The sequence below is a fragment of the Pseudoxanthomonas sp. genome (assembly GCF_002863005.1).
GTDB lineage: Bacteria > Pseudomonadota > Gammaproteobacteria > Xanthomonadales > Xanthomonadaceae > Pseudoxanthomonas_A.
Map to the genome: position 1 here is coordinate 225668 of NZ_PKDG01000019.1, position 10167 is coordinate 235834.

9 protein-coding genes and 2 tRNA genes are annotated in these 10167 nt (G+C 66.4%); 10 read left to right on the forward strand and 1 reads right to left on the reverse strand.

Annotated features, from left to right (window positions below; translation table 11 throughout):
• Positions 1 to 54 precede the first annotated feature (54 nt).
• The 9 genes from lexA to CYU89_RS10160 all read left to right on the forward strand — a co-directional run bounded on the left by lexA (position 55) and on the right by CYU89_RS10160 (position 8450).
• The gene (gene lexA, locus CYU89_RS10120) at positions 55 to 696 is read left to right on the forward strand and encodes a transcriptional repressor LexA (RefSeq protein WP_296280647.1); all 642 of its coding nucleotides are present in this window, start codon (positions 55 to 57) and stop codon (positions 694 to 696) included.
• Positions 697 to 868: 172 nt separating this feature from the next.
• Positions 869 to 1900 carry a recombinase RecA gene (gene recA, locus CYU89_RS10125; RefSeq protein WP_296280649.1) on the forward strand — a complete coding sequence of 344 codons (1032 nt, stop codon included), beginning with the start codon at positions 869 to 871 and terminating at the stop codon, positions 1898 to 1900.
• 17 nt (positions 1901 to 1917) lie between these two features.
• Complete coding sequence (gene recX / locus CYU89_RS10130) at positions 1918 to 2433, forward strand: recombination regulator RecX (RefSeq protein ID WP_296280651.1); 516 nt, start codon at positions 1918 to 1920, stop codon at positions 2431 to 2433.
• A 92-nt stretch (positions 2434 to 2525) separates the two neighbouring features.
• Positions 2526 to 5177, forward strand: a complete 2652-nt coding sequence (alaS, locus tag CYU89_RS10135) for an alanine--tRNA ligase (RefSeq protein ID WP_296280652.1) — start codon at positions 2526 to 2528, stop codon at positions 5175 to 5177.
• Between the two features lie 151 nt (positions 5178 to 5328).
• Positions 5329 to 5538 (forward strand): carbon storage regulator CsrA, encoded by a 210-nt coding sequence (csrA, locus tag CYU89_RS10140; RefSeq protein ID WP_296280654.1) that lies wholly within the window; start codon positions 5329 to 5331, stop codon positions 5536 to 5538.
• Positions 5539 to 5612: 74 nt separating this feature from the next.
• Positions 5613 to 5705 (forward strand) — tRNA-Ser (locus CYU89_RS10145).
• A gap of 177 nt (positions 5706 to 5882) precedes the next feature.
• A tRNA-Arg gene (locus CYU89_RS10150) sits at positions 5883 to 5959 on the forward strand.
• Between the two features lie 148 nt (positions 5960 to 6107).
• The gene (locus tag CYU89_RS10155) at positions 6108 to 6905 is read left to right on the forward strand and encodes a 4'-phosphopantetheinyl transferase superfamily protein (protein ID WP_296280656.1); all 798 of its coding nucleotides are present in this window, start codon (positions 6108 to 6110) and stop codon (positions 6903 to 6905) included.
• Positions 6906 to 7055: 150 nt separating this feature from the next.
• Complete coding sequence (locus CYU89_RS10160) at positions 7056 to 8450, forward strand: TIGR03013 family XrtA/PEP-CTERM system glycosyltransferase (RefSeq protein ID WP_296280657.1); 1395 nt, start codon at positions 7056 to 7058, stop codon at positions 8448 to 8450.
• A gap of 9 nt (positions 8451 to 8459) precedes the next feature.
• Here CYU89_RS10160 and CYU89_RS10165 read toward each other — a convergent pair whose 3' ends face one another.
• On the reverse strand, positions 8460 to 8879 hold the full coding sequence (locus tag CYU89_RS10165; protein ID WP_296280659.1) for a J domain-containing protein: 420 nt from the start codon (positions 8877 to 8879) through the stop codon (positions 8460 to 8462).
• A 99-nt stretch (positions 8880 to 8978) separates the two neighbouring features.
• Here CYU89_RS10165 and CYU89_RS10170 point away from each other — a divergent pair.
• A partial coding sequence (locus tag CYU89_RS10170; protein ID WP_296280662.1) for an AMP-binding protein occupies positions 8979 to 10167 on the forward strand: 1189 nt, incomplete at its 3' end.

A 10167-nucleotide genomic window follows, 5' to 3' on the forward strand; every position in this document is an offset into this window, starting at 1 on the left:
CCCTCCCGCGCGACCGGTTGCCAGACGGCCGGGTTAGTAGTATTACTACTAACCATGGACCTGACCGATACCCAGCACGCCATCCTCGCCCTGATCGCCGACCGGCTCGAAGCCGAAGGCATGCCACCGTCGCAGGCGGAAATCGCCAAGGCCTTCGGTTTCAAGGGAGTACGCGCCGCGCAGTACCACCTCGAGGCACTTGAGCAGGCGGGCGCCATCGAGCGGGTTCCCGGCCGGGCACGCGGGATCCGCCTGTTGAAGGTGCCGGCATCGGCGCAGCCCGACCTTGCGTTCCCGGCCGCCAACGACGACGGCCTCCGCGTGCCCGTGCTCGGGCAGGTGGCTGCCGGTGCTCCGATCGGGGCCGACGCGGGCCACCATGACTATGTGCTGCTGGACCGCGCCTTCTTCGCGCCTGCCCCGGACTACCTGCTGAAGGTCAAGGGAGATTCGATGCGCGACGAAGGTATCTTCGATGGTGACCTGATCGGCGTTCACCGCACACGGGACGCCCGTTCTGGCCAGATCGTGGTGGCGCGGGTCGACGACGCCATCACCGTCAAGCTGCTGAAGATCGGAAAAGACCGCATCCGCCTGCTCCCGCGCAATCCGGACTACGCCCCCATCGAAGTGCTGCCCGACCAGGACTTCGCCATCGAAGGGTTGTATTGCGGGCTGGTGAGGCCTAATCGGTGACGGGCATGTCCGATGCCGGCGAACGGCATTTCCCGATGCCCGGGCACGACATGCCCCGATGTCCGCAACCCGTGCCCCGACGTAATTTCACTCATGCCCGCTCCGTCGCAGCCTGTGCGATGGGCACCCACCACACTGATCGCACCTGACCACATTGACTAGGACCACGACGATGGACGAGAACAAGAAGCGCGCCCTTTCCGCTGCCCTGACCCAGATCGAGCGCCAGTTCGGCAAGGGTTCGGTGATGCGCATGGGCGACCGGGTGATCGAGCCCGTCGAGATCATTCCCACGGGTTCGCTGATGCTGGACATCGCCTTGGGCATCGGCGGATTGCCGCGCGGTCGTGTGGTGGAAATCTATGGTCCGGAGTCCTCCGGCAAGACCACGCTGACGCTGCAGGCGATCGCACAGTGCCAGAAACAGGGTGGCACCGCGGCCTTCATCGATGCCGAGCACGCGCTCGACCCGATCTACGCCGCCAAGCTGGGCGTGAATGTCGACGATCTGCTGCTGTCGCAGCCGGATACCGGCGAACAGGCGCTCGAGATCGCCGACATGCTGGTCCGCTCGGGCTCCATCGACATCGTGGTCATCGACTCCGTCGCGGCCCTGACTCCGAAGGCCGAAATCGAGGGCGAGATGGGCGACCAGCTGCCCGGCCTGCAGGCACGCCTCATGAGCCAGGCGCTGCGCAAGCTCACCGGCAATATCAAGCGCTCCAACACCACGGTCATTTTCATCAACCAGTTGCGCATGAAGATCGGCGTGATGATGCCCGGCCAGAGCCCGGAAACCACGACCGGTGGCAACGCGCTGAAGTTCTATGCCTCGGTCCGCCTCGACATCCGTCGCATCGGCGCCATCAAGAAAGGCGACGAGATCATCGGCAACCAGACCAAGATCAAGGTGGTCAAGAACAAGCTGGCACCTCCGTTCAAGCAGGTCGTCACCGAGATCCTGTATGGCGAGGGCATCAGTCGCGAGGGCGAACTGATCGACATGGGTGTCGAGGCCAAGCTGGTCGAGAAGGCGGGCGCCTGGTACAGCTACGGCAGCGAGCGCATCGGGCAGGGCAAGGACAATTCCCGCACCTTCCTGCGCGAGAATCCGGCCATCGCCGCCAAGCTCGAGTCGGAGCTGCGCGAGAAGTTCCAGCCCGCCGAGGCGCAGCGCGATGAGAGCGCCGACGACGGCGAGTAAGCGCAAGGCGGCAGGTGATGAGCGAACAGGATGAGCCAGCCGGCGGCGGCAAGCGGGGGCGTCGCCCGTCGTCCCTGCAGACGCCACTGCAGCGGGCCCTCGGCCTGCTGACCCGGCGCGAGCACTCCCGGCGGGAACTGTCCCGCAAGCTGGCATCCCGCGGTGTGGAAGCGGCCGATGTGCGATCGGCCGTGGACCGGTTGTCGGAGGAAGGGTGGCAGAGCGACACGCGCTTTGCCGAGGCCCTCGTCCGCAGTCGGGCCTCAGGGGGGTATGGTCCGCTGCGCATCCGGGCCGAGCTGTCCACCCACGGGCTGGATCGCGAGGCGGTTGCGGCGGCCATGGCCACCTTCGATGGCGACTGGACCGAAACGGCATGCGACCTCGTCCGCCGCCGTTTCGGTCCAGCCCGCCGGATCGATCCGGCGCAATCGCGAAAGATCGCGGATTTCCTGGTCCGGCGCGGCTTCGACGCCGCAGCGGTGCGCGCTGCCAGCCAGATGGAGCCGGAGGACTGGGGCGGGGCGGCCTGATAATCTAGCGCATTGGGTTGCTTCCTCCGGCCGCGTCCGCATGTTGTGGATGGTGCGTCGCAATGAGGCGCCTTCCAGCCAATGCCTGCCAGATGACCACTCCCAAGACCCTCAGCACCCGCCAGATCCGCCAGGATTTCCTCGATTTCTTCGCCGGCAAGGGCCACACCATCGTGCCCTCCGCCTCGCTGGTGCCCGGCAACGATCCCACGCTGCTCTTCACAAACTCAGGCATGGTCCAGTTCAAGGACGTGTTTCTGGGCGCCGAGAAGCGCAGCTACGTGCGCGCGGCCGACGTGCAGCGCTGCCTGCGCGCGGGAGGCAAGCACAACGACCTTGATTCGGTCGGCTACACCGCCCGGCACCACACCTTCTTCGAGATGCTTGGCAACTGGTCCTTCGGCGACTATTTCAAGAAGGAAGCCATCGCCTGGTCGTGGGAACTGCTGACGGAGGTGTGGGGGCTGGCACCGGAACGGCTGCTGGTCACGGTGTACCACACCGACGACGAGTCCTACGACCTGTGGAACAAGATGATCGGCCTGCCGGCCGAGCGCATCGTCCGCATCGGCGACAACAAGGGCGCGCCGTACGCATCGGACAATTTCTGGCAGATGGCCGATACCGGCCCCTGCGGCCCATGCACGGAGATCTTCTACGATCACGGCGAGCATATCGCCGGCGGTCCGCCGGGTTCGCCGGACGAGGACGGCGACCGCTACATCGAGATCTGGAACAACGTTTTCATGCAGTTCGATCGCCAGCCCGATGGCACGCTCGTGCCGCTGCCGGCGCCGTGCGTGGACACGGGCATGGGGCTGGAGCGGTTGGCGGCGGTACTCCAGCACGTCCACACGAATTACGAGATTGACCTGTTCCAAGGCCTGATCCGCAAGGCGGCGGAGCTGACCGGCACGGCCGACCTGGAAAACAAGTCGCTGCGCGTCATCGCCGACCACATCCGCGCCTGCAGCTTCCTGATAGTCGACGGCGTGCTGCCGTCCAACGAAGGCCGGGGTTACGTGCTGCGCCGTATCATCCGCCGCGCGCTGCGCCACGGCTGGATGCTGGGCATGCGCCAGCCGTTCTTCCACAAGATGGTCGACACGCTTTCCGACCTGATGGGGGATGCCTATCCGGAACTCCCTGCCGCCCGGGCCCTGGTGGAGCGCGCACTCAAGGCGGAGGAGGAGCGGTTCGCCGAGACACTTGATTCCGGCATGCGCATTTTCGACGACGTCGCTGTGCGCGTCGCCGATGGCGTCATTCCCGGCGTCGATGCCTTCCGGCTGTACGACACCTATGGCTTCCCGGTCGACCTGACCGCCGACATCGCCCGCGAACGCGGGCTGACGGTCGACATGGCCGGGTTCGATGCTGCAATGGCGCAGCAGCGCGAGACCGCGCGTGCCGCCGGCAAGTTCACATCAAACACTGGCTTGCCTGCCGACCTGGTGGCCCAGCTCTCGCCGACCGCGTTCCTTGGCTACGACCAGCTCGATGCGGGTGGCCTGCAGATCGTCGCGCTGCTGAAGGAGGGGCGTCCGGTGCCATCCGTGGCGGCGGGCGACGAGGCGGTCGTCATCTTGGATCGCACGCCCTTCTACGCGGAATCCGGCGGCCAGGTCGGTGATACGGGCGTGCTGGTCGAGCAGGGCGTGCGGTTCGAGGTCGGGGACACGCTGAAGTTCGCCGGCCAGTTCCATGGCCATGCCGGCCGCGTCGCCGAGGGCGTGTTGAAGCTGGGTGACCATGTCGTCGCTTCCGTGGATGCCGCGCGCCGCGCGGATACCATCCTGAACCACTCCGCCACCCATCTGTTGCATGCGGCGCTGCGTGAGGTGCTCGGCACCCATGTCCAGCAGAAGGGCTCGCTCGTCGCGCCCGACCGGCTGCGCTTCGACTTCTCCCATTTCCAGCCGATGACGCCGGCCGAACTGGCCGAGGTCGAGCGTCGCGTCAATGCGCAGATCCGCGCGAACAACGCGGCTGAAGTGCACAACATGGGCATGCAGGAGGCGCTGGATTTCGGCGCCATGGCACTGTTCGGCGAGAAGTACGGCGAAAACGTCCGCGTCCTGAAGATGGGCGATTACTCCACGGAACTCTGTGGCGGCACGCATGTGGGGCGCACGGGCGACATCGGCCTGTTCAAGCTGATCGGCGAGAGCGGTGTGTCCGCCGGGGTCCGGCGCATCGAGGCCGTGACCGGGCAGGGCGCCCTGGACTACGTGGCCGACGAGGAGCGTCGCTTGTCCGAGGCGGCCGGCCTGCTGGGCGGCAGTCCAGGCGAGATCGTGGAAAAGATCCGCTCCCTCGCAGACCGCCAGAAGAAGCTCGAGCGGGAGCTGGAATCCCTGAAGGCGAAGGCGGCCTCCAGTGCCACGTCCGATCTGGGCAGTGCCGCGGTGGACGTTGGCGGAATCCGTGTCCTCGCCTCCCGCCTGGAAGGCTTCGACGCCAAGGCCCTTCGGGACGCGGTCGACCGCCTGAAGCAGCAACTGGGGGATACCGTGATCGTGCTGGCCGGCGCATCGGACGGAAAGGCTGCCCTGGTGGCGGGCGTGAACGGCGCCGCAACCGGCAAGGTCAAGGCGGGGGAACTCCTCTCACATATCGCCAGTCAGATCGGTGGCAAGGGCGGTGGTCGCCCGGACCTCGCCCAGGGTGGTGGTGAGGACGGGCCCGCCCTTGCGACAGCCCTTCAGGCCATTCCGGAATGGGTCCGGCAGCGCCTCGGTTGACCCCTCTATTGGACCAGAAGGCGCTTGCGGCCGCGTGCCTCCGGCCGCTAACATGCTTTAGGTTCATGAATGTACCAGGAAGCCGGCGGCCCTATTTCACGGTGCCGACGCGCCCCCGGCACTATCCTTTGCCGGATTACGGAGAAGAAACATGTTGATCTTGACCCGCCGTGTCGGCGAAACCCTGATGATCGGCGATTCGGTAACGGTGACCGTGCTCGGCGTCAAAGGCAACCAGGTGCGCATCGGCATCACTGCGCCCAAGGATGTGGCCGTGCACCGCGAAGAAATCTACCAGCGCATCCAGCGTGGCGAAGAAATCTCTTCGCATGCGGCGTCGGAGAACGTCACGTCCGATTGATTTTGTTTGCCGCCTGCGCGGTGAGCCGCTATCCTATGCGGCCGCTGCAGCTTGGCTGCAACGAGCGTCAAACCGGAGTGATGCCCGAGCGGCTGAAGGGGCTCCCCTGCTAAGGGAGTATAGGGTCAAAAGCCTTATCGAGGGTTCGAATCCCTCTCACTCCGCCAGTTCCGCGGTTGCCCGTGCTTGTCGGGTGACGCGCCGGAAAGATGGCGAGAGCGGGCACTCGAACGAGGCTCGCAGGATGTGTTCCGGTAGTGCTTTGCACGATGGCGTCGTGCAAAGAAGTGGTAGAAAAAAGATTGACGAGCGGAAAACGCTTCACGCATAATTCCGCTCCTCACGCGCCCGTAGCTCAGCTGGATAGAGTACCTGGCTACGAACCAGGCGGTCGGGAGTTCGAATCTCTCCGGGCGCGCCATTACGAACGCAAAGAGCCAGCGGCCATCCGCTGGCTCTTTGCGTTTCGGGGTTTCGCTGATCGTGCGTCATCGCGATCCGCGTGACCTGTTCGTGTCGTGACGTACGTGACGAAGATGGTTCGCTCACGTAGTGATTCCGACATCGGCATGTCTTTCGTATCCGCGCATCCCCCGGGGCTTTCACCGGATCGCTACCCGTCCGCGGACGCGATGGCATCCGTGTTTCCGCAGTGCCTGAACGGCATCGCATTGAAGCCTGCGCTGGAACGACACGTACTGATAGCCGCCTTCGCGCTGCAGGACTGGCGCGCATGGGAGACGCAGGCGCTGGCGATCATCGATCCGCGCGAGCGCGGGCGTGCGGAGCGGCAGCGGCAGCCACGGCATCGCACAGACCTTGCGCTGGCTTACGCGTTGCATCGCCTGGTGCTGGCGCATGCCCTGGGTGTCCCGGCGGCGCAGGTGCCGCTGGCGCGGGATGCCCGCGGTCGACCCCTGCTCGAGGGCAGGCTGGAACAGACAAGTCTGAGCCACGCCGAAGGTGTGGTGGCCGTTGCAGTGAGCATGTCCGGCGACGTCGGGGTGGACATCGAACCGGTGAGTCGCGCGCAGGTCATGCCGGAGATCGCCGGACGCATCTGCCACGCTGCCGAGTCGGCACGCATTGCGCAGGTTCCCGACGCCGATCGCGCGGCGGCGCTGCTCGATCTTTGGGTTCGCAAGGAGGCCTTCCTGAAAGCGGCCGGCGTCGGGCTGGAACGCGAGATGGATACGTTCTCCCTGCCTGTAGAAGGCGTCGTGGCGCTGCATCCGGACGGCACGGCAACGGTGGAGATCGAGCGGCTGGATCTGGGGCCTGATGTCGTCTGCGCCGTGGCGCGGCCGCCGGGTGCCGGCTGTATCGCCGGCTGGCTGCGGCCGATGCGAAGGGACGAAGTCCGCTAGGGCCGTCGTGCGGCGGGCAGGCGTGTGTCCGGATCTCTCACTTTTTGCGTTTTTCGAAAGTGAGGGGCATCAGGGCCGGGTCCTTCTCACGCGGCGGCGTCGCGCGAGGCGGTAGTTCCGGGCCCGGCGATCAGGCATCAGGGGGACGTAATGAAGTCGACGCATGCGAGCCAGAAGTCCAGGGCCATCCGGTTCCTGTGGCTGCTGGAGGTGGTGATCATCGTGCTGGCCGTGCTGGGCTCGGCCTGGCTGCGCTTCCTGAATGACCAGGAGACCCACCTGGAGTTCGTCGAACATGCGCCGGCACGCGCCTTGCTGGTGGCGCTGAGCCTGACCGGCGCCATGGCGGCGTTCGGCCTCTACCAGGTGCACATGCGCCACAGCCGCATGGACTTCTTCCTGCGCTTCCTGATGTCGTTCGTGCTCGGTGGCATCGCGCTGATCGTGCTGTATTACTTGGTGCCACAGGCGTACATCGGCCGCGGCGTTCTGGCGCTGTCGCTGGCGCTGTCGGCCGCAGGCATCGTGGCGGTGCGCATGCTGTCCGTGAGCCTGTTCCGCACGGATGTGCTGAAGCAGCGTCTGCTCGTGCTGGGCGCCGGCAACAACGCCGACCTCATCAACAGCCGCATGCGGCGCAAGGCGGACCGCCGCAGTTTCATCGTGGTCGGGTTCGTGCCCGTGGCCGGCCAGCCGGTGGTCGTGCGGGATGACCTGCTGGTGAAGCCCGAGGGCACGCTGGCGGACCTGGTGGAAGACCTGCAGATCGACGAGCTGGTGATCGCACCGGACGAGCGTCGCGGCGGCCTGCCGATGGAAGACATGCTTCAGTGCGTGCAGCACGGGGTGAACGTCATCGACCTGTCGACCTTCTTCGAACGCGAAGCCGGCATGGTGCAGCTGAACATCGTCGATCCGTCCTGGCTGGTTTTCTCCGGCGGCTTCGATTACTCCACGCCGAGGCGACTCAGCAAGCGGTTCTTCGACCTGCTCGCGGCAGGCGCGCTGTTGCTGCTCGCGTGGCCGCTGATGCTGCTGACCGCGCTGGCGGTATGGCTCGAATCAGGTGGCCCGATCCTCTACAGCCAGATCCGCGTCGGCGAGCGTGGCAACCACTTCAAGCTGACCAAGTTCCGCAGCATGCGGACGGATGCGGAAAAGGGCGGCGTCGCGGTGTGGGCGAGCAAGGACGACGATCGCACCACGCGCGTGGGCCGCTTCATCCGCAAGACTCGCCTGGACGAACTGCCGCAGCTGTTCGCCGTGCTTCGCGGCGACATGAGCTTCGTCGGGCCGCGCCCCGAGCGCCCGCAGTTCGTCGACATGTTGAACGACGAAGTTCGCTACTACCGTGTCCGCCATTGCGTGAAGCCGGGCCTGACCGGTTGGGCGCAGCTGCGCTATCCGTACGGCGCGTCCGTGAAGGACGCCGAAGAGAAGCTGAAGTTCGATCTCTTCTACGTCAAGAACCATGGCCTGGTGTTCGACATGATGATCCTGCTGCAGACCGTCGAAGTCGTGCTGTTCGGGCGTGGCGCGCGCTGAGCGCGCCGGTCAGCGAAGGGCGGCCGACGCCGGCGGCGAAGAAAACACCAGGTAGGCGGCGATCGCCAGCAGCACCAGCAGGACGAGCCAGCTGCGCTGCGAGACATTGGCGAATCCCGGGGATTCGCCTGTGGCCGGCGCGACGTGCGGGCGCGGAGGACGCGTCAGGTGGGTGGTCCGCACGTTTACCCGCGGCGGAGGGCTACCGGGAAGTCGGCCATGCGCGCGGAAGAACTGCATCGCCTGGCTGTAGCGCAACGTCAGGTCGGGCAACGACATTCCTGGCATGTCGGGTCGCACGGCCTGGTCGCCGTGCCGGTCGGGATGCAACTCGGCCACGCGCCGCCGATAGGCGCGCTTGAAGTCGTCCAGGCTGCAGTCGGGCTGCACCCGCAGTTCGCTGTACAACGAATGGAAATCGACTTCCATGGCGCGGGGATGAAAACGTTCACGTTGTGACCTGAATCTATCTTCCCATACGTTCTGGAGGAATGGGGGAGGCGCGGACGGCCTCCATGGGGCACCGACGTGGACACTGCCAGCGACACTCTCGACGATCCTCGCCGCTCACTGGCGGCGAGCCAGGCCTTGCCCTGGCGCAGCGCGCCGCATGCCGGCATCACGTCGGCGCGCATGCCGCAACCGGCGGAACTCGCGCAGCTCGCGAGCGAGATCGGCGTGGAAACGCACGCAGTCGCGGTAGTGGCGTGGGCCACGCTACTCGCACGGATGACCGTCGAGCCGATGGCGTGCGTGTCGCTGGCCTGGTCGCGAGACCGGACGACGCCCACGCTCGCATGGATGCTGGCGTTGGACGGCGAGCGGCTTGCCAGCGCGACTGGCCGGCTTGTGGCGGCCCTCGATGCGTCAGTCGCCCCGGCGCCGGACGCAACGGCCGCCTTCGCCAGCGACGCGGCACCGTGGGCGGCGTATGTACGCGAAGCGGCCGACCCGCCGGCATGTCCGCTGGTGCTGCAGCTGATCGGCGGCGACGTGGTGCTGTACGACCACGACGGTGGCTATACGGACGCGCAGTTGCGGCAATGGCTGTCGTATTGGGCGTGCCTGCTGGCATCGCTCGCCGCAGCGCCGGATACGCTCCTGTCGGAGGCCGCGATCGTGCCTGCGGACGTGGTAGGCGATCTGCTCGCGTTCGGCAACGACACGGCCCACCCGTTCCCCCGGGTAGCCGGTGTACATCGCCTGTTCGAGGCGCGGGTGGCGGAGACCCCGGACGCTGTGGCCCTCGTGCAGGGCGATGCGCGCCTGACCTACGCCGAGCTCAATGCGCGCGCCAACCGGCTGGCCCGGATGCTGAAGCACCACGGCGTGGGACGGGATGAGCGCGTGGCGATCTACGTCGATCGCGGCATCGAGGTGGTGCTCGGCCTGCTGGCCGTACTCAAGGCGGGCGGTGCCTACGTGCCGCTGGATCCCACGTATCCCGCCGACCGCCTGGCCTATACGGTGGCCGACAGCGCGCCGCGCGTGCTGCTGACGATGCCGGGCATGGAGCGCGAGGCGCGTGACGTGCTGGGCGAACTTCCCGAACACCTGGTCGTCATCGACATGCAGCACGCCGATGCGGCTGCCACGTCGATGGCATCGCACGACCTGGCCGACGACGAGGCCGGCGTGGGCCCCGAAGATCTGGCCTACGTGCTGTATACCTCCGGTTCCACCGGCAAGCCCAAGGGCGTGGCGATGCCGCACGGGC

Coding starts and splice junctions, on each gene's coding strand:
- csrA (WP_296280654.1), top strand. CDS start 5,329: ATGTTGATCTTGACCCGCCGTGTCGGCGAAACCCTGATGATCGGCGAT.
- CYU89_RS10160 (WP_296280657.1), top strand. CDS start 7,056: ATGAAGTCGACGCATGCGAGCCAGAAGTCCAGGGCCATCCGGTTCCTG.
- CYU89_RS10165 (WP_296280659.1), bottom strand. CDS start 8,879: ATGGAAGTCGATTTCCATTCGTTGTACAGCGAACTGCGGGTGCAGCCC.
- lexA (WP_296280647.1), top strand. CDS start 55: ATGGACCTGACCGATACCCAGCACGCCATCCTCGCCCTGATCGCCGAC.
- CYU89_RS10155 (WP_296280656.1), top strand. CDS start 6,108: ATGTCTTTCGTATCCGCGCATCCCCCGGGGCTTTCACCGGATCGCTAC.
- alaS (WP_296280652.1), top strand. CDS start 2,526: ATGACCACTCCCAAGACCCTCAGCACCCGCCAGATCCGCCAGGATTTC.
- recA (WP_296280649.1), top strand. CDS start 869: ATGGACGAGAACAAGAAGCGCGCCCTTTCCGCTGCCCTGACCCAGATC.
- recX (WP_296280651.1), top strand. CDS start 1,918: ATGAGCGAACAGGATGAGCCAGCCGGCGGCGGCAAGCGGGGGCGTCGC.